19 protein-coding genes, 1 tRNA gene and 1 CRISPR repeat array are annotated in these 23,729 nt (G+C 64.0%); of the genes, 11 read left to right on the top strand and 9 right to left on the bottom strand.

Translation table 11 applies throughout. The features are described 5' to 3' along the window. Positions 1 to 286 precede the first annotated feature (286 nt). The 4 genes from V8U06_RS12280 to V8U06_RS12265 form a co-directional block, all read right to left on the bottom strand. A complete protein-coding gene (locus V8U06_RS12280) occupies positions 287 to 1,942 on the bottom strand; it encodes a DUF6119 family protein (RefSeq protein ID WP_427140841.1) in 1,656 nt (551 codons plus the stop codon). Beyond that, a complete protein-coding gene (locus V8U06_RS12275) occupies positions 1,939 to 3,279 on the bottom strand; it encodes a hypothetical protein (protein WP_427140840.1) in 1,341 nt (446 codons plus the stop codon). Before V8U06_RS12275 ends, V8U06_RS12280 begins: the two co-directional genes overlap by 4 nt. A gap of 608 nt (positions 3,280 to 3,887) precedes the next feature. Beyond that, on the bottom strand, positions 3,888 to 4,652 hold the full coding sequence (locus V8U06_RS12270; RefSeq protein ID WP_427140839.1) for a DUF3800 domain-containing protein: 765 nt from the start codon (positions 4,650 to 4,652) through the stop codon (positions 3,888 to 3,890). Between the two features lie 272 nt (positions 4,653 to 4,924). Further along, positions 4,925 to 4,998 (bottom strand) — tRNA-Gln (locus V8U06_RS12265). 238 nt (positions 4,999 to 5,236) lie between these two features. Here V8U06_RS12265 and V8U06_RS12260 point away from each other — a divergent pair. From V8U06_RS12260 to V8U06_RS12250, 3 genes are read left to right on the top strand one after another with little or no spacing between them, the layout of a single operon-like run. Continuing rightward, on the top strand, positions 5,237 to 6,775 hold the full coding sequence (locus V8U06_RS12260) for a Ppx/GppA phosphatase family protein (protein WP_427140838.1): 1,539 nt from the start codon (positions 5,237 to 5,239) through the stop codon (positions 6,773 to 6,775). Further along, positions 6,775 to 7,506, top strand: a complete 732-nt coding sequence (locus tag V8U06_RS12255; RefSeq protein WP_226920241.1) for an RlmE family RNA methyltransferase — start codon at positions 6,775 to 6,777, stop codon at positions 7,504 to 7,506. The genes V8U06_RS12260 and V8U06_RS12255 overlap by 1 nt, the downstream gene beginning before the upstream one ends. After that, complete coding sequence (locus V8U06_RS12250) at positions 7,506 to 7,889, top strand: VOC family protein (protein WP_427140837.1); 384 nt, start codon at positions 7,506 to 7,508, stop codon at positions 7,887 to 7,889. Before V8U06_RS12255 ends, V8U06_RS12250 begins: the two co-directional genes overlap by 1 nt. A gap of 284 nt (positions 7,890 to 8,173) precedes the next feature. After that, positions 8,174 to 9,519: direct repeats of the CRISPR family, unit length 32 nt; unit sequence GGTCGCCTCCGCACGGAGGCGTGGATAGAAAC. A gap of 97 nt (positions 9,520 to 9,616) precedes the next feature. Here V8U06_RS12250 and V8U06_RS12245 read toward each other — a convergent pair. Continuing rightward, on the bottom strand, positions 9,617 to 11,026 hold the full coding sequence (locus tag V8U06_RS12245) for a DHA2 family efflux MFS transporter permease subunit (protein WP_427140836.1): 1,410 nt from the start codon (positions 11,024 to 11,026) through the stop codon (positions 9,617 to 9,619). A gap of 272 nt (positions 11,027 to 11,298) precedes the next feature. Between V8U06_RS12245 and V8U06_RS12240 the strand changes: the two genes are divergently transcribed. The 6 genes from V8U06_RS12240 (at position 11,299) to V8U06_RS12215 (ending at position 16,644) form a co-directional block, all read left to right on the top strand. Next, positions 11,299 to 12,297 (top strand): MBL fold metallo-hydrolase, encoded by a 999-nt coding sequence (locus V8U06_RS12240; RefSeq protein WP_427140835.1) that lies wholly within the window; start codon positions 11,299 to 11,301, stop codon positions 12,295 to 12,297. 277 nt (positions 12,298 to 12,574) lie between these two features. Continuing rightward, positions 12,575 to 14,071, top strand: a complete 1,497-nt coding sequence (guaB, locus tag V8U06_RS12235) for an IMP dehydrogenase (RefSeq protein WP_427140834.1) — start codon at positions 12,575 to 12,577, stop codon at positions 14,069 to 14,071. 146 nt (positions 14,072 to 14,217) lie between these two features. Further along, positions 14,218 to 14,577 (top strand): hypothetical protein, encoded by a 360-nt coding sequence (locus V8U06_RS12230; RefSeq protein ID WP_427140833.1) that lies wholly within the window; start codon positions 14,218 to 14,220, stop codon positions 14,575 to 14,577. A 90-nt stretch (positions 14,578 to 14,667) separates the two neighbouring features. Beyond that, on the top strand, positions 14,668 to 15,087 hold the full coding sequence (locus V8U06_RS12225; RefSeq protein ID WP_226920235.1) for an MAPEG family protein: 420 nt from the start codon (positions 14,668 to 14,670) through the stop codon (positions 15,085 to 15,087). A gap of 94 nt (positions 15,088 to 15,181) precedes the next feature. After that, complete coding sequence (locus V8U06_RS12220; RefSeq protein ID WP_427140832.1) at positions 15,182 to 16,057, top strand: dienelactone hydrolase family protein; 876 nt, start codon at positions 15,182 to 15,184, stop codon at positions 16,055 to 16,057. A gap of 230 nt (positions 16,058 to 16,287) precedes the next feature. Next, positions 16,288 to 16,644: a hypothetical protein gene (locus V8U06_RS12215; RefSeq protein ID WP_427140831.1), complete on the top strand. Its 357-nt coding sequence runs from the start codon at positions 16,288 to 16,290 to the stop codon at positions 16,642 to 16,644. An 82-nt stretch (positions 16,645 to 16,726) separates the two neighbouring features. On the opposite strand, the gene V8U06_RS12210 is transcribed toward V8U06_RS12215, so the two are convergent. Next, positions 16,727 to 17,302, bottom strand: coding sequence for a GNAT family N-acetyltransferase (locus V8U06_RS12210; protein ID WP_427140830.1), 576 nt, complete (start codon positions 17,300 to 17,302; stop codon positions 16,727 to 16,729). Beyond that, positions 17,296 to 18,249 (bottom strand): LysR substrate-binding domain-containing protein, encoded by a 954-nt coding sequence (locus V8U06_RS12205; RefSeq protein ID WP_226920231.1) that lies wholly within the window; start codon positions 18,247 to 18,249, stop codon positions 17,296 to 17,298. The genes V8U06_RS12210 and V8U06_RS12205 overlap by 7 nt, the downstream gene beginning before the upstream one ends. A 278-nt stretch (positions 18,250 to 18,527) precedes the next feature. On the opposite strand from V8U06_RS12205, the gene V8U06_RS12200 reads away from it, so the two are divergent. Beyond that, complete coding sequence (locus tag V8U06_RS12200; RefSeq protein WP_226920230.1) at positions 18,528 to 18,824, top strand: DUF1127 domain-containing protein; 297 nt, start codon at positions 18,528 to 18,530, stop codon at positions 18,822 to 18,824. Positions 18,825 to 19,142: 318 nt separating this feature from the next. Next, positions 19,143 to 21,392 (top strand): methyl-accepting chemotaxis protein, encoded by a 2,250-nt coding sequence (locus V8U06_RS12195; RefSeq protein ID WP_427140829.1) that lies wholly within the window; start codon positions 19,143 to 19,145, stop codon positions 21,390 to 21,392. A gap of 4 nt (positions 21,393 to 21,396) precedes the next feature. Here V8U06_RS12195 and V8U06_RS12190 read toward each other — a convergent pair whose 3' ends face one another. Both V8U06_RS12190 and V8U06_RS12185 read right to left on the bottom strand, forming a co-directional pair. Further along, positions 21,397 to 22,224 carry a DUF937 domain-containing protein gene (locus tag V8U06_RS12190; protein WP_427140828.1) on the bottom strand — a complete coding sequence of 276 codons (828 nt, stop codon included), beginning with the start codon at positions 22,222 to 22,224 and terminating at the stop codon, positions 21,397 to 21,399. Positions 22,225 to 22,310: 86 nt separating this feature from the next. Beyond that, complete coding sequence (locus V8U06_RS12185) at positions 22,311 to 23,684, bottom strand: glutamate--cysteine ligase (RefSeq protein ID WP_427140827.1); 1,374 nt, start codon at positions 23,682 to 23,684, stop codon at positions 22,311 to 22,313. Between the last annotated feature and the right edge of the window lie 45 nt (positions 23,685 to 23,729).

Below are 23,729 nucleotides of genomic sequence, written 5' to 3'. Positions count from 1 at the left end.
AAGGAAAATACGGCGCGATCCGCGCCATCTGCTGTTCGCTCAGCAAAAACAAATCACTCATAACAGCCTCCTACAGAGGCCATGAATCACAACTCATTCCAAATTAATAGGTCCTGAGCCTAGAGAGGGCGGAAGGTGCATGTTGGCCGCGATCGTCATGAATGATCGCAGTGCGCTGGAAACTGCCATTTAGATAATATTCATTAAAACAGTCGCGGGTGGGCTGTGTTTCAGGGGCTGAGCTTGTTTAGCTCCTGCGTTGGGGTAGTGCAGCTAAGTCTTTCGCTCATTCTATGACCTCCGCATCATCTCCAGCGCCCTTTGCGGATCGTTTAGCTTTCGCTTTCGCGCGAGACTTTGGCTTCTCGATCCAGGCGAAAGCCCATTTGTAGCCGAGAGCATGTAATTCGCGCGCAGCCTGACGGAACGACACCAAGCTGAAGAATGGGAGTTTCGGCTTATCAGATGCAGCAATGACGCTGTAGACGACGGTGAAATCACCACGGGTGAAGTCATTCCCGGAATTCGGGATGATGTCCTCGTAGCCGGTCTGTCCGGTTTCAGCCTGGACTGCGATCACTTCGTCCCGAACGCTGTCGCGCGACGGCGGGTCGGTCGCGAGGACACGTGCGGAGACGGTCCCCTGGCTGAAAAGGTGACTGAGTCGAGACGAGGACGTCTTGTCCTTAACGTGGATCAGTTGGCGCTCACGGCCGAGAAAGTCGCACGCCTCGATCTTGCTAGCAGCACCGGTCGGCTTGATGAGCCGACGGTCTAAGCAGATCATGTCCGCATCCATACCGGCGACGCGCTTGTTGTAGGTTTCTTCTGTCTCGTCAGCCTCAGCGGCGGGCATACCGACCTTGCTTGTCGCGTCGAAAAATTCCTGTACCTCTTTGGCGAGGTTCTGGTCGATCTGGTACCAGCGGCCTCCAGAGAAGACGTAGGTCGAGCCATCGAGTTCTGTCTCGAACACAATGCACTCCCGCAACTTCCACTTCCCACCACAGTCATGGCCATCATCATCGACTTCGTGGACAGTGTGATTGCGGAGGTCTTCGTCCGAGTAGCCTGACTTCTCGCGCTCCTTCAGTGCGTCGAGGTACCCGGGCAAGTCGAGGTCGGCATAAAGCTGCCAGCTACGAAAACCTTTGTAGCGGATGAGGCTTGATTTCTCAGGGTCGTAAATGACCGGAAATGCTAGGTGAATTCCCTCAGTCTCACCTTCGTCGACCGCCTTCGCCAAAGCTTCGATCAGCTTGGCGTCCAGCTTGTCGATCAATTCTTGCTCACGGATGTGGCGAATCTGATCGATCCAGCCGAAGTCGGTCTTGTAGTCGGTCTTCTGATAGATCGCATACGCATCCGCACAGGCTTGGGCGAGCTCCGCGATCTCAAGCTTTCGGTTGAGCGTGAGGCCGTCGGTCCCCGCCACATAGGAGCCGAAGCCTGCATCTTTGGGCGTCCCCGCCAGACCACGGACAAGGTCACGCTCGATGTCGATGGCGAAGGCAGTCTGATCGGAGCCCCGGCTGGTCTGCGTACGGCGGGATAGGGTATTCTCATCCGGTGTCCGAACGTCCGCGCTCTTCAACTGCTTCGGGTCAACGGCGTTGAGGACGACCCGCAGCCCAAAATCTTGCTCGAACGCCGCAGGATCAAGCTTGACGTGACCCATGCCAAAGGACACGGCGAACCAGCGCCCTGATGCCTGGAAGAACACGAGTCCGAAGGCTGTGTGATTGAAGACCTTCTTCTTCTCGGCTTCCGACAGTTCGAGGAATCGCGCCCATTTCGGCGCGCCGCCGCCGAGCGTTGCCAATGAAATCAGTGCGCCTTCCAGCTTGTCCCATGGTGTTATGTCTACACCGTCGCGAACTGCGTCAGCTGGGGTGAGGCCATCTCGCAAGAGGCGAACGGAAAGCTTCTGGGTATTGCTCATTCAACGGCCTCCATTTCAGACGCATGAGGAAGCGGAGTGTGCTTGATGGCTATCGTGACGGTCTTCCCGTTTTCCAGCACCTGCCGGACAATCTCGCTAAGTACAGCGGATTGCTCTATCGACGTGCCTACCCACGATCCGGCCACGAGCCCGACAAACTCCGAATTATTGATTCGACGACCGACGTTCTTGAAGGTCAGAACCTTGCCGCCGCGTGGCCCCGTGAATAAACCAGCGGCATCCGCCCGCTTCCATAAATCGAGGGGCAGATAGATGCCCTTGAAGAGCCCTTTGTCGTCGGGGTTGAAGACAACGCGCGGACAGAACTTCAGGAAAAACGGGTTGTCCGAGAAACGGAACCCGTCAGGGTGCTCGCCGCTTGGGAGCTTCCTGAGCTCCTCCAGCAGGGTCTCCATCCGCTCAACCTCGTCGCAGAACTGATCCTTCGCCTGCCAACGAAACTCCACCTCGTCTTCGCGTTTCTCCATTGCCTTGTATTGGACCATCACGAAGCTGCGGTAAGCTTCGTTGAAGTAGATAAGGTCGGCACCGGTCTGTTGTTCGAGGGGTAGACGGTTGGCCATGATCACCGTCAATCGTTTCGACGAATCCTCTTCGCTCGCGAAAACCTTCGAGCCGTAGTGGGTGGTTTCGCCCACAGCTTCAAAGCCCGGCACGGTCGAGAAGTCGGACAAAAGCATAGCGTCTTCCCGAACCTGTGCACCCGGCAGCCCGTCGAGGAACGACTGCTGGGAAGCGTCCGTCGGGACCCAGGCCAACAGGTCCTCCCGCGAGATGCCGGCGATCTCGAGCGCGAGGCCAAGCGTCTCCTTCTGATAGGCTAGGTTTTCGCGGGCACGCGGCTGGAGCCGCCGCACCGCCTCGGCCCGACGCTCGGAATAGCGTGCAAGACGTGGGCCGACGGTCTGGTCGAGTTCTGCGATGCGATCAACAAAAGCTCGGAGCGACTTCGGCGGGAGCAAGCCACCTGTTTCCATGCGCTGCTGGACGTGCCGGACAACGCGTATGTCGATACCAGCAAGGATCTCATCGAAGCTCACGGGTCGCTTCAGTGGTTGGAGTTCTTCGAGATTCAAGCGGACGAGGCCTGTGCCCGCTGAGTGTCCTTTTCGTCCGCTCGCGATGTGGGTGATGAAGCCATCCTCGAAGGACGCGAAGACGGCAAGCGGCGCGCGACGGCTGTGGTCGAAGCGCGGAACAGGTTCCGAGACAAAGGGTTTCGGCGAATAGAACGAACCTCCATGTTTGGCTTCGTCGAGAAGCAACTCTCTCCTTTGCTTGGGCACCCGCAAAATGTAACCACCAGCCGCCACCATTATGATACGTCCTTCTTCGTGGAGGGGGTGTCAGAGCGATAAATCCAAAGCATCCGGGCGCGCGTGTAACCTGAAAATTTGCAGAACAGTTCTAATGTGAGTTTGATCTTCAAAATTCTCGCCTGAATTTCATTCTGATCTTTGTCTCTCATCAGCATACATTGGAGGTATCCAATACTCTCCGGAAAAATCAACCGGAGAGTGTTTCCCACCTTATGTCGTTATCTTAAGGTGTTAGACCTATCTATTCAATCTCGTTCCTAGTTGGCGCGGTGTCGTCGCGAGTGCCGTGGACGGAGGCTAGTTGCATCACGCCCTGCTGCGGCTCCTCCTCGCTGCAGCACCAGTCGAACGTCGGCTTCTGGGGATGCAGCTACTCAGCATTGATCGAGGCCGCTTGGCCGCTTTGTGCCGAGAGTGACTACGCGCCTACTAAGTGCGAAAGTCCGCTTCGTTATTCGACGGGCTGAAAGCCGACGGTCCCCTCTCGGTCCCATAACGGACATCGCCTGCGGGCCTCAGCTAAGCTCATGCCAGGCTTGGAAACCGGAGACTGAGTAGTAACCGCGGTCACTATGTCGGGGCGGTTTGAAGCGAGAGTGTCACTTTCAGTGAATGCAGCCCACCCATACAGTTGATAGGCGCTTCTCAACCGCGCTTTTCACCGCATCTGAGCAAGCGTCCGATACCAATAGGCCGAATGGTTTCATGATTGGCTCCGGAAACCCAAATTCGTCATTGCCTCCGACGGGAGTGCCGCCTGAGAGCGCGTAACGCACGGTGGCCCACAGGGTCCAGGCGAGCTCGATTTCGCCCGACCGACCTTCGTATACGCTGCTTGCCGGGACGGTTTTCGAAACGAACCCCAATTCCTCAAGAATCATCGTCGCGATAAGATGGGCTGCGCAGTCCGCCAACTGGATCCCGGCCACTAATCTTGAATCGCACCCATATCGGACTGAAGCGCTAGGCGGCATCGAAGCTTTGCTGGGCCTAATGCCCTCGTCCAGATCAATCGTGACAATTTTGCCCCCGGAGGGTAATTGAAGGGTCGATAGCAATTCGGCTACGTGCGTGGCTATGCTCGCGCGCTCTGAAATCGGGCAGATGGCCATCGCGATCTTGCAATCATTCAGCAGGATCTGCAGACGTCGGCGCAGGTCCTGCGCTGACGGGTTGCCACTCATTCTCATGCTGCTCTTAAACTCGTCTCGAACCGGATCGAATCCGCAGTCGCTCAATGCCCGATAGACGTTTTGCTGGACGTCAGAGTAGCAACATACAGCCGCGATGACGATGAAGTCACCACGAACGTGAATGCTCTCGTCAACATAGACTTGTAGCTCGAAGTTCACGCCACCCTCTGCGCTCATGTTGGCTCTCGACTGGAAACACAGGAGAGCGTGCCGGTGCGGAAATTATTTCCGCGCATGTTAGGCGGACTGTGGAAACATATTGATTTCACCGATCCTCCCATCCCGTACCCATTTCAGACTGACCTGACGAAGACACCCTGTATCAGGCCCGAAGGTCACCCCGTGCCGATTTCGGGTTGGGCATCACCTTTGGGCATCAGGTCGCCAATGATGCCAAAACGGGATTCGGCACGACGGAAAACTTAGGAATAAGGCATTTTAGGGAGAATTGGCTGGGGAACCTGGATTCGAACCAAGATTAACGGAGTCAGAGTCCGTCGTTCTACCGTTGAACTATTCCCCAGCAGGGGCGAAACCGGCTTGGCCGGTGCCTGTGAGGCGGGCTTATAAACAAAAGGCGACGAGATGCAAATGGTTTTTTTGGGAAAAATGCATCCGGCAATTTGTCCCCGTCGCTGTCGCCCTTCCGTCACAAAAAGAATTTGGCGAACGGGCCGGGCGCTGGTAATGTCGCCCCAACGAAGATCGAGAGAGCGCCTGCTTGCAGCTTTTCAGCTTTGCGCGGCGCCATAGGCAGTAACGTGAACGACCCCGACCACGGCGAAAAGCCGTCTGCTTCCGGGGCGCGAGATGCGGGCGATGCGGCGCGACCGAAGCGGTCGCGCCGTCGCAAGGGCAAGCAGAAGGGCGCAGGTCCCTCTGCCGTTTCCCCGTCCGCAGGCCAGGCGGCCGGTTCGTCCGCGCCCGCCGAGCGCCCCCAGGCCGCCGCAAGCGGCGATACCGCGCGCAAGAACAAGCGCCGCCGGCGTGGCAAAGGCGCCGGGCAGGAAAACGTGCGTCCGCTGGCGCCCGTCGGCCAGCGCGAAGCCGCGCGGGACGACCAGCGCCAGGGCGAAGGCCGCCGCAACCGGCGCAAGCACCGCGGCAAGAAGCCCGGCGCGCATCCCGCCCATCCCCTTGCGGATATCACGATCATCCAGCAGGCGGTCGAGATCGTCGAGGCGCGGCCTCAACCGCAGGCGAGCGAACCCCGCCGCGAGCCCGCCTCCATGCCCCGCGCCGCTGAGCGCGACGGCTATGACGCGCCGCTCTATGCGGCGCTCGATCTCGGCACCAACAATTGCCGCCTGCTCATCGCCCAGCCGACCCGGCCGGGCCAGTTCCGCGTCGTCGATGCCTTTTCGCGCATCGTGCGCCTAGGCGAGGGGCTTGCGGCCAGCGGGCGCCTTTCCGACGAGGCGATGGATCGTTCCGTCGAGGCGCTGAAGATCTGCGCCGCCAAACTGAAGAACCGCAACATCCGCCGCAGCCGCCTCATCGCCACCGAGGCCTGCCGCGCGGCGGAAAACGGCGAGGCCTTCCTGGAGCGCGTGCGGGAGGAAACGGGTCTCGACCTCGAAATCATCAACAGGGAGACCGAAGCGCGGCTTGCGGTGTCCGGTTGCTCCTCGCTGGTCGGGCGCGAGGCGAAGTCCGTCGTGCTCTTCGACATCGGCGGCGGCTCCTCGGAAATCGCGGTCATCCGCATCGGCGACAACCGCTCCAGCCGGCTTGCCAACCACATCACCCACTGGACCTCGCTGCCGGTCGGCGTCGTCACGCTCTCCGAGCGCCATGGCGGGCGCGATGTGACGCCGGAAAGCTTCGCGGGCATGGTCTCGGAAGTCGAGGGCATGCTGGCCGCCTTCGATTGCCCCGGCGAACTCGTTCATGCGCCGGAGGATTTCCACCTCATCGGCACATCCGGCACCGTGACGACGCTCGCCGGCGTGCATCTCGACCTGCCGCGTTATGACCGCCGCCGCGTCGATGGCGTCTGGCTGTCGGACGACGAGGTGACGGCCATGCAGGCGCGGCTTCTCTCCTGGGATTTTTCGGCCCGCGCGGCCAATCCCTGCATCGGGCCTGACAGGGCGGATCTCGTGCTTGCCGGCTGCGCCATCCTGGAGGCGATCCGCAAGCGCTGGCCGTCGCGCCGCATGCGCGTCGCCGACCGCGGCTTGCGCGAGGGCCTGCTCACCGACATGATGGCCGACGACGGCGTCTGGCGCCGCGGCCGCCACCGCCGCAACCAGCGCGGCGGCCACCGCAATCCGGTCAAATCCGAAGGACAGGCGTGATGACCAAGCCCCCCATCGGCGGCAACCGCAGCGGCCGCAAGCTCGGCCAGAAGGTCAAGAAGGGCAAGCTGAAGGCCTCCTCGCGCCGCTGGCTCGAGCGCCATATCAACGATCCCTATGTGCAGCGCGCGAAGCTCGAAGGCTACCGCGCCCGCGCGGCGTTCAAGCTGCTGGAGATCGACGAGAAGCACAACATCCTTTCGGGTGCCCGGCGCATCATCGACCTTGGCGCGGCGCCCGGAAGCTGGTCGCAGATCGCCGCCAAGGTGACCGATTCGACGGATGCGGACCCGCGCGTCGCCGCCATCGACTTCCTGGAGATGGATCCGCTGCCCGGCGTGCGCATCCTCCAGATGGATTTCCTCGATCCCGCCGCGCCGCAGAACCTCATCGACGCGGTCGGCGGCACGCCGAACCTCGTGATCTCCGACATGGCCGCGCCCACCACCGGCCACCGCCAGACGGACCATCTGCGCACCATGCATCTGTGCGAGGTCGCCGCGCATTTCGCCGTCGAGGTGCTGGCGGAAGGCGGGCATTTCCTGGCGAAAACCTTCCAGGGCGGCACGGAGCGTGAGTTGCTCAACATGCTCAAGCAGAATTTCAAGCAGGTCATCCATGTGAAGCCCGGCGCCTCGCGCGCCGAATCGGTGGAAATGTTCCTGCTCGCCAAGGGCTTCAAGGGCCGCAAGGCAAGGGAAGAGGCGGCGGAAGCGGGCGAGGACGCCTGATGCTGCTCTACACCACCGTCGGCACGAACGATCTCGAGGCCGCTGGCCGTTTCTACGATGCCGTCCTGCCGTGTCTCGGCTACCGGCGGCAGAAGGAAGCGCCCGGCGAGATCGGCTATGCGGCGGATGATGACGTGCGCTGCCGCTTCTGGGTGGTGGAACCCTTCAACCGCGAACCCGCCACCTTCGGCAACGGCGTCACCATCGCCCTCGTCGCCCCCAACCGCGCCGCCGTCGACGCCTTCCATGCCGCCGCCCTTGCGGCGAAGGGCACGGACGAGGGTGCACCGGGCCTGCGGCCGTTCCACGCCAATTTCTATGCGGCCTTCATCCGCGACCTCGATGGCAACAAGCTGGCCGTCGTTTGCGAAAAGGCGGAGTGACGGGCGCGTCGCGGGGATGATGGAGGCCCAGTTGGCCTGACGTCTTCGTTCACGAATGCAGGCCACCCACGCCTCCGCCACGGCAGCAACGTTCTATCCCCACGACGGTGCGAACCCAAAGCGTGCCGCCGATCCCCGGAAGGGGCGCACCAACGGGAACCCGTTGAAATCCTTGCGCAGCAATCCCGCAGAGACACCAGGCGCTGGTAAACACTACCCCACCACCAGAGCTTCGCGTCGCTGCCGGCCTTTTCTCCATTCAAACAATGCGTTAGACAGGCCGAAGTCGCCTCCGCACGGAGGCGTGGATAGAAACTCGCCCAGGTCGACAAAACGCGGATCACCAAGGGGTCGCCTCCGCACGGAGGCGTGGATAGAAACAATACGGGTGCGACCGGGCAGGATGCCCGTGAGGTCGCCTCCGCACGGAGGCGTGGATAGAAACCAGGTGCCGCCCCACAAGATCGGCGTCCTCGACCAGTCGCCTCCGCACGGAGGCGTGGATAGAAACGTGCTTCTAGAGTTGCATAAGATAGAAACTGGAAAGTCGCCTCCGCACGGAGGCGTGGATAGAAACTGATGGATCGGCCGAACTACATCATTGGCGTCGGGGTCGCCTCCGCACGGAGGCGCGGATAGAAACTGCAAAGAACTGCTGATCCACCTCACGAACGACCGGTCGCCTCCGCACGGAGGCGCGGATAGAAACCTGAAGGCCCTAGCCAACATCATCGTGAAGGGATGGGTCGCCTCCGCACGGAGGCGTGGATAGAAACGTCCGTTTCGAGTGAACGAAGGCCGGCTGGATCGTCGCCTCCGCACGGAGGCGTGGATAGAAACGCGGTATCGATGGGGATAACGGTCTCGATCTCGGGTCGCCTCCGCACGGAGGCGTGGATAGAAACGTTCACGCGATGCGAATTCCACGCGTCATCGGTGGTCGCCTCCGCACGGAGGCGTGGATAGAAACATGATCAGACCCTCGACGCGATTTCATAGGCGCGGGTCGCCTCCGCACGGAGGCGTGGATAGAAACTTGCCCCACCAGCCGAGCGCCTGTAGGCGGGGCTGTCGCCTCCGCACGGAGGCGTGGATAGAAACCTTGCCGAGGTGGCCGATAATCTCCCATGCGTGGTGTCGCCTCCGCACGGAGGCGTGGATAGAAACTACTGGAAACGATAGCCGTGGCCTCCCCGGGCCATGGGTCGCCTCCGCACGGAGGCGTGGATAGAAACTGGACCGCCGACGTCACGCTCGACAAAGGCGAGCGGTCGCCTCCGCACGGAGGCGTGGATAGAAACAGGCTGAGTTGATCGAATCGTGGACGGGTCGAGTAGGTCGCCTCCGCACGGAGGCGTGGATAGAAACTTATCCACATGACCGAGCATGTCGGTAATGAGATGGTCGCCTCCGCACGGAGGCGTGGATAGAAACTCGCGCACTGGTGCAGGCGGCGCGTGGTCCTCTTGTCGCCTCCGCACGGAGGCGTGGATAGAAACGAGATCGGCGGCCAGATCATCGACGGCCTCTGGGAGGTCGCCTCCGCACGGAGGCGTGGATAGAAATGCCCTCATCGCCTATGCGAGCAGTTGGGTGAAAGCCGCCTCCGAACGGAGGCATGGATCGAAACGTCAGTGTGCCCGAACTTATCGCCCTGTTCCGGGCTCCGCCGCCGCGCGGAAGCCTGGATGGGGCGCGGTTAGCGTGCGAATTCTTGACGTGCGGGGCTACTTCACCGCCGCCGTTTCCTCTTCCCCTGTTTCCATCCGGTGGCCGGAGACGGTGGCGCCGGCGTTCTTGGCCATGGCGAGGAAGGGCAGGACCGCCAGCAGCGTCAGGGCGGAAATGATCATGAAGGCGATCTGGAAGTCCTTCAGTTCCAGCGGCGAGCCGGTGAGCGTGGTCTCGATTTCGAGGATCGCACCGGCGACGGCGACGCCCATGGCCAGGCTGATCTGCTGAAGCACGGCGCTCATCGACGTCGCCTTGCTGGCGTCCGCATCCGGGATATCGGCGAAGGAGAGCGCGTTGACGCTGGTGAAGAAGAAGGAGCGGGCAAAGCCCGCGACCAGCAGCACGCCGGCCATGAACCAGAAGGGCGTGGCGGGCGTGAAGAGGCCGTTGACGAAGGTCAGCGCCGCGCCGCAGATGGCCGCGATGATCAGCGTCGTGCGGAAACCGGCGACGGTCAGCACCCGCTTGGCGATGAACTTGGTGGTGATGGCCCCGACCGCGCCGGTGAAGGTGACGAGGCCGGACTGGAAGGGCGAGAGGCCGAAGCCGACCTGCAGCATCAGCGGCATCAGGAAGGGCACGGCGCCGACGGAGATGCGGAACAGCGTGCCGCCGATGGCGGCGGCCCGAAACGCGCTGTCATGGAAGAGCTTCAGGTCGAGCAGCGGCGTCGGGTGGCGCCGGGCGTGGCGCACATAGAGCACGCCGCAAAGAAGGCCGATGGCGGTCGCGACGACGCCGATGACCGGCGGCAGGGCGGGCAGGCTCACCACCGAAAGGCCGAACATCGTGCCGGAGGCGGCGATGGCGCTGAGCGCGAAGCCGAGCCAGTCGAGCGGCGGCGGGGCGGCGGCGCGGATTTCCGGCAGGTGGATGCCGGAGAGGATGTAGCCGGCGATGCCGACCGGCACGTTGATGAGAAAGATCCAGTGCCAGGAGAAATAGGTGGTGATGAAGCCGCCGAGCGGTGGGCCGGCGAGCGGGCCGACCAGAGCGGGGATGGTCAGCAGCGCCATGGCGGAGACGAGTTCGGAGCGCGAGGTGGAGCGCACCAGCACGAGACGGGCGACGGGCGTCATCATCGCCCCGCCCATGCCCTGCAGGAAGCGGGAGACGACGAAGCCGACGAGGCTGTCGGCGACGGCGCAGAGAAGCGATCCGGCGACGAAGACGAGGATGGCGAGGCGGAAGATGCGCTTTGCCCCGAACCGGTCCGCCATCCAGCCGCTCAGCGGAATGAAGGTGGCGAGCGAGACCATGTAGGAGGTCAGCGCCAGCTTCAGCGTGATCGGCCCAACGCCGAGATCGGCGGCGATCGCCGGCAGCGAGGTGGCGATGACGGTCGAATCCATCTGCTCCATGAAGAGCGCGACGGCAAGGATGAGGGGGACGATACGGTTCATCGGCAAATCGCAGTGCGAGGTCCAGGAGCAATTCCGGCAGGGCGCCTGGCGGTCCGGCATCCGGAAGGGGCGCAAACCCGTGGGTGGGCTGCCCGTCTTCTGCGCCCGTCTCTGCCATCTGTCAAATCGTGAGGATTGGCCTCAAGGATCACAAGCCCGTGATGGGGCGGGACCGGATCGTGACGCGCCCTAGATGGAAGCCGTGTCATCCTGCTGCCCGCGCAGCACTCACTTTGCTGCCCGCGCAGCACTTACCGAGAAGAGGGAGATCCATGGCAGACCGTACGACACTCTCGCGCCGATCCTTGTTTCTTGCCGCCGGCGCCGCCACATTGGCCGCGCCGCTGGCGCTGAACCGTGCGGCCGCCTTCGCGCAGCAATCCGGGAGCGATGCCACCGATATGAGAGTAAGCCCCTTGGAAACCCGCAGCTTCAAGCTCGGCAGCTTCCGCATTCTCACGGTGCGCGACGGCATGCGCGCCGCCGGCGCGCCGAACGAGACCTATGGCACCAACCAGCCGGCCGAGGCGGTCGGCGCGCTGCTGACGGAAAACTTCCTGCCCGCCGACAGCTTCGTCAACAGCTTCACGCCGGCGCTGGTCGATACCGGTTCCGAGGTCGTGCTGTTCGATACGGGCATGGGCGAGGGCGGGCGCGATGCCGGCATGGGCCGCCTTCTCGAAGGCCTCAACTATGCCGGCTATACGCCGGACCAGATCTCCGTCGTCGTCCTTACCCATATGCATGGCGACCATATCGGCGGGCTCCTGGAGGGCGGCAAGCCGGCCTTCCCCAATGCGCGCTACGTCACCGGCCGCACGGAATACGATTTCTGGGTCAATCCCGAGCGCATGGGCACGCCGGCCGAGCAGGGTCATCAGGGCGTGCTCGCCAAGGTGCAGCCGCTCGCCGAAAAGCTCACCTTTATCGAGGACGAAGGCACGGTCGTGCCCGGTATCACAGGCCTCAATGCCTTCGGCCATTCGCCGGGCCACATGATCTTCCGTGTCGAATCGGAGGGCAAGGCGCTGATGCTGACGGCCGATACCGCGAACCATTTCGTCCTGTCCTTGCAGCGGCCGGACTGGGAGGTGCGCTTCGACATGGACAAGGCGCAGGCGGCCGCAACGCGCAAGAAGGTGTTCGACATGCTCGCCACCGACCGGCTCGCCTTCATCGGCTATCACATGCCGTTCCCGGCCGCCGGCTTCGTGGAGAAGGCGGGCGAGGGCTATCGCTTCGTGCCGGTGAGCTATCAGTTCGATATCTGAGCCGCGCGTTTTTCGCGCGTGCCCCTCATCCTGAAGCCGCACCTTTTCTCCGCCTGCGGGAAGAGGGTTGCAGCAAGCGGGGCGAGGGGCCTTGCCGCTTCGTGCTTGTCCACAAGCAGGCCGCCGGATGCGTTTGCGGCCTTTTTGCTATTCCCAACCCGTCATGAACGTGTTACCAGCCCTCGCCAACTTCCAAGAATTTCTTGCAAGCGACCGAGGCGGACCACTCCCAATGTCCCCCTTGGTGCGTGAGCTTTACCTTAAAGGAACTTGGCCCATGGCGCGCATCATTGAAACCGCAACCGGTCTCGAAGCCCTGACCTTCGATGACGTTCTCCTGCAGCCCGGCCACTCCGAGGTCATGCCGGGCCAGACGAACATCGCGACCCGCATCGCCCACGATTTCGAGCTGAACCTGCCGATCCTGTCCTCCGCGATGGACACGGTCACGGAAAGCCGCCTTGCCATCGCCATGGCGCAGGCCGGCGGACTTGGCGTCATCCACCGCAACCTGACGCCCGTCGAGCAGGCCGAGGAAGTTCGCCAGGTCAAGAAGTTCGAGAGCGGCATGGTCGTCAATCCCGTGACGATCGGCCCCGACGCCACGCTCGCCGATGCGCTGTCGCTGATGAAGGCGCACGGCATTTCCGGCATCCCGGTCGTCGAGAATGGCGGTAACGCCAAGGCGGGCCGCCTCGTCGGCATCCTGACCAACCGCGACGTGCGCTTCGCCTCCGATCCGGCGCAGAAGATCTATGAGCTGATGACGCGGGAAAACCTCATCACGGTGAAGGAAACGGTCGACCAGCAGGAAGCCAAGCGCCTGCTGCACCGCCACCGCATCGAGAAGCTGCTGGTGGTGGACGGCGACGGCCGCTGCGTCGGCCTCATCACGGTCAAGGACATCGAGAAGTCGCAGCTCAACCCCAATGCCTCCAAGGACGCGCAGGGCCGCCTTCGCGCCGCCGCCGCCATCTCCGTCGGCGATGACGGCTTCGAGCGCGCCGAGCGCCTCATCGACGCCGGCGTCGACCTTCTGGTCGTCGACACCGCGCATGGCCATTCCCAGCGCGTGCTCGATGCCGTCACCCGCGTGAAGAAGCTGTCCAACTCGGTGCGCGTCATGGCCGGCAACGTCGCGACGGCCGGCGGCACGCAGGCGCTGATCGATGCGGGCGCGGATGCGGTCAAGGTCGGCATCGGCCCGGGCTCGATCTGCACCACGCGCATCGTCGCGGGCGTCGGCGTTCCGCAGCTTGCGGCCATCATGTCCTCGGTCGAGGCGGCGCAGGCCGCCGGCATTCCGGTCATCGCCGATGGCGGCATCAAGTTCTCCGGCGACCTTGCCAAGGCCATCGCCGCCGGCGCCTCGGCCGTCATGGTCGGCTCGCTGCTCGCCGGCACGGATGAAAGCCCGGGCGAAGTGTTCCTCTACCAGGGCCGCTCCTTCAAGGCCTATCGCGGCATGGGCTCCGTCGGTGCCATGGCCCGCGGCTCGGCCGACCGCTACTTCCAGGCGGAAGTGCGCGACACGCTGAAGCTGGTGCCGGAGGGCATCGAGGGCCAGGTTCCCTACAAGGGCCCGGTCTCGGGCGTGCTGCACCAGCTCGCCGGCGGCCTCAAGGCTTCCATGGGCTATGTCGGCGGCAAGGACATCAGGGACTACCAGGAGAAGGCCACCTTCGTGCGCATCTCCGGCGCGGGCCTGCGCGAAAGCCACGCCCACGACGTGACGATCACTCGCGAAAGCCCGAACTATCCGGGCGCTCTCTGAGCGGCGTCACGGCATCGCAAACCCTTCGGAATGCCCGGCTTTGCCGGGCATTTTCGTTTTCATGCATTGGTGATTCCAGTTCCGTTTTACCCGGCATGCGCTACTATGCGGCGCCGGCAATCTCGCCGGTTATCTGGGGGACATTCATGAAGAAGATATTGGCTGCGGCCCTTCTGGGCCTGGGGCTGATTGCGCCTGCGCATGCGCAGACCGTCAATGCCGGCACCTACGACGTCGAAGGCACGAATCTCGACGGTTCGACCTATGGCGGCACGGCGACGATCGCGCTGACCAGCGAGACGACCTGCTCGATCGAATGGAGCACCGGCTCCACCACGTCCAGCGGCATCTGCATGCTCTACGACAACGCCTTCGCGGCCGCCTATGTGCTGGGCGATGCGGTCGGCCTCGTCGTCTACGAAGTCAAGAGCGACGGCACGCTGCACGGTGCCTGGACGATCAGCGGCAAGGACGGCTCCGGCACGGAAGTGCTGACGCCGCAATAAGCCTCGGGCGTGCGGGCCAGGGTGTTTCCGGTTGAGGCTTCGGCCGGAAACACCTATGCAAGGGCCTGAAACGCAAGCCCAAGGATGAACATGTCTCCCACGGAAGCCACGATCTGGCCGATGATCGCGCATGTCGCGCTCGTCTTCTGCCTCTATTTGCTGCTCTCCTCGCGCCGCATGGGCGCCGTCCGGGATGGGCGCGTACGTCCCGAGCAGTTCCGCGAAAACCGCGAGGAGCCGGCCGAAAGCCTCATCGTCAAGAACGCCATCGCCAACCAGTTCGAGCTGCCGGTGCTGTTCTATGCCGTCAGCATCCTTCTCTATCTCGTCGACGCCGACAATCCCGTGACCGTTGCCGGCGGCTGGCTGTTCGTGGCGCTGCGCTATGCCCATGCCTATGTGCATGTCACCAGCAATCGCCTGCGCTATCGCCGCCCGCTCTTCATCGCCGGACTGCTGGTCGTCATGCTGCTGTGGGTCTGGCTCGGCGTCTGGCTCGCCCTGACCTGATTGGACGACCTCGCTTGCGGTAACGCAGATGTGTGCGGCGGCTTTGTGCCGGCGGCCTATCTTATGCGTGAGCCGGACAATCGGAGGACGCGCCATGGACAAGCCGCAGATCACGCAGGCGATGATCGACGCCTACGATGAATACACCCACCTGACGCTCGACCGTCGCCGCTTCATGGAGCGGTTGACGGCGCTGGCGGGCTCCGGCGCGGCGGCGGCCGCCATCGCACCGCTGCTGGCCGCCAGTTCCGCAAGCGCCGAGGTGGTCGCGGCGGGCGACGCGCGCCTTGCCGCCGAGGATGTCGTCTATGCCGGCGGCGCCGGCGAAATGAAGGGTTATCTCGTGCGCCCCAGGGAGGCCGCAGGCCCGCTCGGCAGCGTCATCGTCATCCATGAGAACCGTGGCCTCAATCCGCATATCCGCGATGTCGCCCGCCGCATGGCGCTGGAAGGCTTCGTCGCGCTCGCGCCCGATTTCCTGTCGCCCGCCGGCGGCACGCCCGACAACGAGGACCAGGCGCGCGAGATGATCGGCAAGCTCGATCCGGCGGCGACCGTCGCCAATGCCGAGGCGAGCCTGACCTTCCTCGCCAAGCGCGATGGGGCGAACGGCAAGGTGGGCGCCATCGGCTTCTGCTGGGGCGGGGGCCTCGTCAACCGTTTCGCCACGAAATCGGATGCGCTGAGGGCGGGCGTCGCCTATTACGGGGCGCAGCCGCCGGCAGAGGACGTGCCCAACATCAAGGCCGCCCTGCTGCTGCACTATGCCGGTCTCGACGAGCGTATCAATGCCGGCATCGACGCCTATCGCAAGGCGCTGGAGGCGGGCGGCAAGAGCTTCGAGATCCACGTCTATGACGGCGTCAACCACGCCTTCAACAACGATACCTCCGCCGCGCGCTACGACAAGGCGGCGGCCGATCTCGCCTGGCAGCGCACCGTGGCGTTCCTCAAAAAGAATCTCGGCTGAGCCGGCGGCGCGCAGAATAAAGCAAATTACTGATCCGTTTGACAAAACGGGGTCGGGCTCCGGGTGGAGCCGGGCCCCGTTCCGAAGCATTTCCGGCCGAAGCGGCATCGCTTCGGCGTGGAATCATGCGCCGGAACGAGGGGCAACAGCACTATCGCGCGCGGGCAGCCAAGCAAAACATTGCGGCATCCGGCGGCGCGGTCCACCATCAAACGAACAGGATCATTCCCGTGACGTCCATCGCCACCAAGACGATCGCCGCGCTTGCGGCGGCAACGATGCTCATCGCCACGCCGGCCGCTTTCGCCGCCGGCATGAAATTCGATATCAAGAACGATTCCGACTACATCATCGATGGCTTCTACACCGGCGAAGGCGGTGAATGGAGCGCCAACTGGATGAACTTCAAGCTGAACGGCAATGAAACCGCCAACATGGAGTTCAACTACGACGGTCCCTGCGACATCGAGTTCTACGTGACCTGGGAAGCCGACGACGGCTCCAGCATCAAGGGCGACGAGACCTCGATCAACATCTGCGAAGCCAATACGATCTATTTCGACGGCAAGCAGGCGACCTACGACTGACAGGTTCTCGACTGAGAGGCCACCCGATTGACAAGCCCTCTATTTATGGGCCAAGGCCCCCGGCGTGGCGACGCGCCAGGGTTTATTCCGCGGGCAGGGTGAGGCGCATGGCGCAGCGCGTGTCGCGCGCCAGACCATGCGCGGCTTCTTCGTCCAGCACGGCCGTCAGGCGCGGCGAGAGGTCCGCTTCGTCGAGCGTGCGGAAGCCGAGCCGTTCATAGAACGGGCAATTCCAGGGAATGGTGCGGAAGGTCGTCAGCGTCACCGCGTCAAGGCCGCGGGCCTGCGCTTCGCCGACCGCATGGGCGATCAGCTTGCGGCCGATGCCGAAGCCCTGGTGCAGGTGATCGACCGAGATTTCGACGATATGCAGCTCCGGCCCGGCGATTTCGGCGCTGAGGAAGCCGACGGGATGATCGCCATCGGCGGTCGCCACCCAGTTCGTGCCCCGGCCGATGAGGTCGAGATGCAGCGTGGCGCTTTGCACCTCGCCGGTGGCGATCCACGAGAAGGCTTCGACCAGCCGGAAGGCCTGCGCGGCGGAGCGCTCGATCCGGCGCAGCGCCTCCACTTCGTCCTCGCGGGCCGGCCGGATCGCAACGCTGGCAGGCCCCGCCTTGCCGGCGGGCGCGCCGTCCATGGGAATGAGCGTCACCATCCCGGCAGGATATGTCCGGGCCGCAGCCGCGGCATGCGCGGGAAGATCTTCACTTCCGCTTCGGGCAGGTCGTCGGCCGCCGTCAGCGGCGTGATGTTGTCGAGGCAGGCGGTGATGTGGCTGGTGATGGCATTGGAGAGCGAGGGCGAAAGGCCCGGCCGGCGCATGATGCCGATCTGCACCGGCGCCAGCGGCGGGAAGCCGTCCGCCTGCGTCAGCACCTTCATGCCGGGGCGCAGCGCCGATTCCGGCAGCACCGAGACCGCCATGCCGGCCATGACGGCGGCGGCAACGACGGTGGAAGACCAGCTTGTGAACAGCACCTGATAGTCGCGCCCGACGGAATCGAGCGCGGCGCAGGCGATCTGCCGCCACTGGCAGTCGCGGCGGCCGACGGCGAGCGGCACCGGGGCGTTTTCCGGCAGGGGATGGTTCGCCGACATGACCCAGCACAGGGGTTCCGTGCGCACCACGTCCGACTGGCGCTGGCGCGGATTGTGGGTGACGAGCGCGATGTCGAGCTCGCCCTTGGCCATCTTTTCCGCAAGGTCGACCGAGGGTTCGCAGACGATGAACAGTTCGACATTGGGATGGGTCTTGGCAAACCGCATGATGATCTCGGGCATGTAGCGGTCGGCATAGTCGTCCGGCGTGCCGATGCGCAGCAGGCCTTCGAGGCGGTTGTCGTCGAAGGCGGCGATGGCCTCGTTGTTGAGGCGCAGCATGCGGCGGGCATAGTTGAGCAGGCGCTCACCCTCCGCGGTCAGCCGGTTGCCGCGGCCGTCCTTCATGAAAAGCTGCTTGCCGATGCGCTCCTCGAGGCGGCGCATCTGCATGGAAACGGCCGACTGGGTCTTGAACACCCGCTCGGCTGCGCGCGTGAAGCTTCCGGTATCTGCAATCGCGACGAAGGTCTGGAGCTGGTCTATGTCTAACGGAGCGGACATAACGATACCCATAAGATTGTTTGATTGATACTATTAGAAACATTCGTTGGACTGATCAATGAGATTCTGCGAAAAAGCAATTGTTGAACGATTGCGCGTCCGCCTGCGGTCGTTCTTCAGACCACGCCGTTTCGCCACGACCTCCCGGTGGACGGCGGATCTACTCAAGACTTGACCTTTGAACCGTCGCCCGTCCCTGCGGGCGGTGAACGATCACGGGCGCCGTGTGAACCCCATCGAAGGACGATGGAGCGCAGCGCCGGAAAGGAGAAAATGCCATGCGCATGATCGACCGCAAAATGGAAATCGATATCCTCGCGACGCGCCGTCCGGCTCCCAGCCTCTTCGCGCGCCTCCGTACCACCGCCGCCAAGCTGGTCCGCGCCTGGCAGAATCGCCGTGTGATCAACCGGTTGAACGAACTCGACGACCATCGCCTCTTCGATATGGGGCTGTGCCGCAACGATGTTCAGGAAATCCGGTCCGCGTCATTCTTCTCGGATGCGGGGCTGCACCTGACGATCGCGGCGCGTGAACGCGCCCGCCGTCACCTGCGTAGCGGCCGCCTGGATTGATTTTTCCCGGTACCGGCCTAACCTTCTGGTCGGTACCTCGCTTCCCCGCAGGGTGAGAGCCAATAACCCTGCCGCTTGCCCGGCGTGCGACTCCCAAGGTCCGCGTCGGGCTTTTTCCCCGGAAAACCCGTAGAATCTGCTTTACTTTAGGTAAACCACCCTCGGCTACCGTTGGCTCGGCAGCCGCGGAACCGTCCGCGGGCATGACGCCGTCTGCCGCCCGGATGAACCGGCCCCCTCACGTTTTGTTTGATGCAGTTCCACGGCGGGACCGTTTGAAGGTTCGCCGGAATTGCCCGAGCCCTCGGACGGATCGCCATGCGGATTTCCCGGAAACTGCCTCTTGCTGCTGCCGTGCTCACGCTTCTTTCCATCGGCGCCGCCAGCGCCGTGTCGCTCGTCGTCAGCGCCGAGACCGTCACCGATCAGGTCATGCAGAAACTGGAGGCGACCGCGGACGGGCGGCGCAACGAGGCGCGCGTCTATCTTGAGGGCATGAAACTCGACCTTCTCAGCCTGTCCGCCGCCATGCCGACGACCCAGGCCTTCTACGGCTTTGCCGGCGCCTGGGGCGCTCTCGGCAAGGACCCGGCGGCGGAACTGCATCAGCGCTACATTGCCGGCAATCCCAATCCGCCGGCCGAACGCGCCCTGATGGATACGGCGAAGAAGGACAATTTCGACCGTGCGCACAAGCAGTACCACGTCGCCTTCCGCAAGCACCTGGAATCGCAGGGGTACGCCGATCTCTACATGATCGATCCCAAGGGCAACGTGCTCTATTCCGTCGCCAAGGCGGAGGATTTCGGCACCAATGTCCTCGATGGCCCCTACAAGGAGAGCGGCCTTGCGAAAGCCTTCCAGGAGGCGATGGCGCTGAAGGAGCCGGGACGCATCGTCTTTGCGGATTTCGCCGACTATGCAGCGCTCGGCGGCGCGCCGGCCGCCTTCCTTGCCGCGCCCATCACCATGAACGGCCGCACGCTCGGCATCATGGCGCTGCGCGTGCCGAACGCCAAGATCGACGCCATTTTCGGCAATGCCAAGGGCCTCGGCGAAACGGGCGAGACCGTGCTGGTGCGCGGCGACGGCACGGTGCTCACCGATTCCGCCCGTACGCCCGAAGCCGACGCGCTGAAGGTCCGTCTCGACATCGCGAACCTGCCGGTCGGCAGCGAGACCTATGGCACCATCGCGGATGCGGCCGGCACGGAGCTTTACGCGGCGGCCTCGCCGCTTTCCTTCGGCGGCACCGAGTGGTCGGTCATCGCCAAGATCACCAAGGCGGAGGCGATGGCGGGCCTGACGCGCGGCACGCTCATCGTGCTCGCTCTCACCGCCGCGATCATCGGTCTTGCCATCCTCGCCGCCACGCTCTTCTCCCGTGCGCTGACGCGGCCGATCCACCAGCTCGTCAAGGCGATGACGGCGCTTGCCGCCGGCGACACCGATCTTGCGCTTCCCAGGGAAAACCGCGCCGATGAAATCGGCGACATGGTGCGCTCCGTCGCCGTCTTCCGCGCCGCGGCGCTGGAAAAGGACGCATTGGAGCGGTCCAGCGCCGAAACGCGCGCCTTCGCGGCCCGCGAGCAGCAGGCGCAGGAGGCCGCCAAGGCGGCGCAGCAGCGCGAGATGCAGGCGGCGGTCGGCACGCTGGGCGCGGCGCTGGAGCGCCTGTCCGCCGGCGATCTTTCCACCGGCATCGACCAGGAATTTTCGGGCGGGCTGGACGCCTTGCGCGTCGATTTCAACACGTCCGTCCGCCGCCTTGCCGAAACCATCGCCGCCGTCTCCTCCAATGCCCGCTCGATCGACGGCAAGGTCGCCGATGTCGATGCGGCCGCCCGCGACATCGCCGCACGCACCGAAAGTCAGGTGGCGGCGCTGGAACACACGACGCAGGCCGTCGGCGAGATGATGGAGGCGATCCGCGGCTCCACCGCCCGGGCCGGCGAGGCCTCGCGCATGGCGACGGAGGCGAAGGCGAGCACGGACCTTTCCAGCGGCGTCGTTACCGATGCCGTCGCCGCCATGGAGCGCATCGAGGGCGCATCCCGCGAAATCTCCAGCATCATCAACGTCATCGACGAGATCGCCTTCCAGACGAACCTTCTGGCGCTGAACGCCGGGGTGGAAGCCGCGCGGGCAGGGGAGGCCGGCAAGGGCTTTGCCGTCGTGGCGCAGGAGGTGCGGGAGCTTGCCCAGCGCTCGGCCAATGCCGCCAAGGACATCAAGGCGCTGATCACCAAATCGGGCGTCGAGGTGACGAGGGGTGTGGACCTCGTGCAGCAGGCGGGCACGGCGCTGTCGGGCATTGCCGGCCAGGTGGCGCGCATCAACGATCACATCCATTCCATCGCCGCGGCCGCCAACCAGCAGTCGTCCAGCCTCGGCGACATCAGCCGCTCGATGGGCGCGATGGAGGCGGTGACGGCGCAGAACCGTCAGGCGGTCTCGGAGACGGCGGCCGGCATGTCCGGTCTTGCGGGCGATACGCGGGCGCTCGCCGCCATCGTCGAGCGCTTCAACCTGCCGTCGGAGACGGCAAGGATCCGGGCGGCGGCCTGAGGGATCAGGCCTTCTCGCCGCCGGCGCGCATCGTCTCGAAGATCGATTCGATGTTGCGCTGGTAGTCCTTCTGCATTTCCAGGCCCGTATCGAACATCGTGTTGACGAGGGTCTTCAGGGAGTCGGCCGGCGATCCCTCGGGCGCGCTCGGCTTTTCGCTGGCTTGCGACTGGCCGGTCATGCCCGCCATCATGTCCTGGAAGGCCTTGGCGAAGGGATTGTCGGTGAAGGGGTTGGCGGGCGCTTCCTTCTTGGTGCCGAAGAACTCCTGCGCGGCCTGTGTGAAGGGGTTGTCGGTAAAGGGGTTGGACGGTTCCTGCTTCTTGGCAAGGCCCGTCGCCTCGGCCCATTGCTGCATCATGTCGGCGAAGGGATTGCTCTGCCCGGCGCCGGCCGCGCCCGGGAAGAAGGGGGCGAGCGACTGCTTGAAGATGCCGCCCATCAGCGTGCTCGCCATCACGGGCAGCATCTGCTTGTAGATTTCCTGGCCGATGCCGGTCATCTGCGCCGCCTGTGCGGCGATGGCGCGCGAGACGTCCTTGCTGCCGAAGAGATGGCCGAGAATGCCGTTGCCTTCGGCCATGCCCTGCGGCGTGAAGGCCTTGGAGATGTCCTCGAAATATTTCGCGTGGTCGCCCGTCGTCAGCGCCTTCATGAAGGCGGCGAGGTCATAGGGGTTGGCGGCGTTGCGCTTGAAGCCCTCGGAAAAGGCCGGCATCAACGCGGCGACGGCCTTTGCCGCCTGCTCCTGTGCAAGGCCGAACTGCCGCGCCATGGCGTCCACGGCACTGCCGTTCTGCGCCTGCATCATCATGTCGTAAAGCGAAAGCATCGCGAACCCTTCCCCCTGGCAGGCACTGCATGTGCCTGCACTATAACGGGAATTTCAGCCGCGCAAACTGCTTTCTTGAAGCCTGCTCAGTACTGGTATTCGGCAAAGACCGGCTCGACGGAACCGTTCCAGCGGCCGTTGTAGAGCGCCAGCATGTCCTCGGCGAGCGTCGCCTTCTTGGCCAGAACCTCGTCGAGCGGGGCAAGGAAGATCGTCTCGTCGACGCCGTCGCCGTTGAGGCGGGCGCGGGCGGCAAGGCCCTGGCGCGAGATCGAGACGACCTCGCGGGCGACGTCGAGCAGCGGCTTGCCGCGGAAGTCGGCCTTGAGGCCCTGCGCCGGCACGGCGTCGCGAAGGGTGGAGACTTCCTCGACCGTCCAGTCGCGCGTCAGCGCCTCGGCCGCGTCGAGCGCGCCGTCGTCATAGAGCAGGCCCACCCAGAAGGCCGGCAGCGCGCAGATGCGCCGCCACGGACCGCCGTCGGCGCCGCGCATTTCGAGGAAGCGCTTCAGGCGCACGTCGGGGAAGAGCGTGGACAGATGGTTCGTCCAGTCGCCCATGTTCGGCTCCCAGTCGGCGATCTCGCCCTTCAGCGCGCCGTTCATGAACTGGCGGAAGGTGACGTGCGTGCAATCGTGGTACTTGCCATCGCGCACGACGAAATACATCGGCACGTCGAGCGCCCATTCCACATAGTCCGCAAAGCCGAAATCGGGCTTGAAGGCGAAGGGGATGAGGCCGGCGCGGTTGTTGTCCGTGTCGCGCCAGATGTCGCCGCGCCAGGACAGAAGGCCGTTCGGCTTGCCATCCGTGAAGGGCGATGAGGCGAAGAGCGCGGTCGCCATGGACTGCAGCTTCAGCGACACCTGCATCTTGCGGCGCATGTCCTCTTCCGAGGAGAAGTCGAGGTTCACCTGGATGGTGCAGGTGCGGTACATCATGTCGAGACCCTTGGTGCCGACCTTCGGCATGTAGCGGGTCATGATGTCGTAGCGGCTCTTGGGCATGCGCGGCGTTTCGGCGAAGGACCATTTCGGGCTGCCGCCCATGCCGAGGAAGCGGATGCCGAGCGGTTCGGCGATCTCGCGCAGCGTGGCGAGGTGCTGGTTGGATTCCTTGCAGGTCTGGTGCAGCGTTTCCAGCGGCGCGCCCGACAGCTCGAACTGGCCGCCCGGCTCCAGCGAGATGGCGCCCATGCCCGAGGGCTCGGCAAGGCCGATGATGTTGCCGGCGTCCATGATCGGCTCCCAGCCGGTCTTGGCCTGCATGCCGTTCAGCAGGGCGGAAATGCTCGCCTCGCCGAAATAGGGGACGGGACTGTTGTCCGCCGTAAAGAAGACGAATTTCTCATGCTCGGTGCCGATGCGGAACTTTTCCTTCGGCTTGTTGCCGTCGGCAAGATAGTCCGCCATGTCTGCAACGGAGCGGACCGGCGTCTGGTCGGTGGTATCACGGGCCATGGGCGTCTTCTTCTGAACGGATGGCGCCTGGCGGAAGGCCGGGCG

Source organism: Shinella sp. G-2 (assembly GCF_050172695.1).
Taxonomy (GTDB): domain Bacteria; phylum Pseudomonadota; class Alphaproteobacteria; order Rhizobiales; family Rhizobiaceae; genus Shinella.
This window is presented reverse-complemented; position numbering and strand designations above follow the sequence as displayed.

Bases quoted from the DNA above. Each gene is read 5' to 3' on its own strand.
- guaB (WP_427140834.1), top strand. From the start codon at position 12,575: ATGGCGCGCATCATTGAAACCGCAACCGGTCTCGAAGCCCTGACCTTC.
- V8U06_RS12200 (WP_226920230.1), top strand. From the start codon at position 18,528: ATGCGCATGATCGACCGCAAAATGGAAATCGATATCCTCGCGACGCGC.
- V8U06_RS12255 (WP_226920241.1), top strand. From the start codon at position 6,775: ATGACCAAGCCCCCCATCGGCGGCAACCGCAGCGGCCGCAAGCTCGGC.
- V8U06_RS12195 (WP_427140829.1), top strand. From the start codon at position 19,143: ATGCGGATTTCCCGGAAACTGCCTCTTGCTGCTGCCGTGCTCACGCTT.
- V8U06_RS12280 (WP_427140841.1), bottom strand. From the start codon at position 1,942: ATGAGCAATACCCAGAAGCTTTCCGTTCGCCTCTTGCGAGATGGCCTC.
- V8U06_RS12250 (WP_427140837.1), top strand. From the start codon at position 7,506: ATGCTGCTCTACACCACCGTCGGCACGAACGATCTCGAGGCCGCTGGC.
- V8U06_RS12275 (WP_427140840.1), bottom strand. From the start codon at position 3,279: ATGGTGGCGGCTGGTGGTTACATTTTGCGGGTGCCCAAGCAAAGGAGA.
- V8U06_RS12220 (WP_427140832.1), top strand. From the start codon at position 15,182: ATGGACAAGCCGCAGATCACGCAGGCGATGATCGACGCCTACGATGAA.
- V8U06_RS12210 (WP_427140830.1), bottom strand. From the start codon at position 17,302: ATGGTGACGCTCATTCCCATGGACGGCGCGCCCGCCGGCAAGGCGGGG.
- V8U06_RS12245 (WP_427140836.1), bottom strand. From the start codon at position 11,026: ATGAACCGTATCGTCCCCCTCATCCTTGCCGTCGCGCTCTTCATGGAG.
- V8U06_RS12185 (WP_427140827.1), bottom strand. From the start codon at position 23,684: ATGGCCCGTGATACCACCGACCAGACGCCGGTCCGCTCCGTTGCAGAC.
- V8U06_RS12230 (WP_427140833.1), top strand. From the start codon at position 14,218: ATGAAGAAGATATTGGCTGCGGCCCTTCTGGGCCTGGGGCTGATTGCG.
- V8U06_RS12190 (WP_427140828.1), bottom strand. From the start codon at position 22,224: ATGCTTTCGCTTTACGACATGATGATGCAGGCGCAGAACGGCAGTGCC.
- V8U06_RS12240 (WP_427140835.1), top strand. From the start codon at position 11,299: ATGGCAGACCGTACGACACTCTCGCGCCGATCCTTGTTTCTTGCCGCC.
- V8U06_RS12225 (WP_226920235.1), top strand. From the start codon at position 14,668: ATGTCTCCCACGGAAGCCACGATCTGGCCGATGATCGCGCATGTCGCG.
- V8U06_RS12205 (WP_226920231.1), bottom strand. From the start codon at position 18,249: ATGTCCGCTCCGTTAGACATAGACCAGCTCCAGACCTTCGTCGCGATT.
- V8U06_RS12270 (WP_427140839.1), bottom strand. From the start codon at position 4,652: ATGAGCGCAGAGGGTGGCGTGAACTTCGAGCTACAAGTCTATGTTGAC.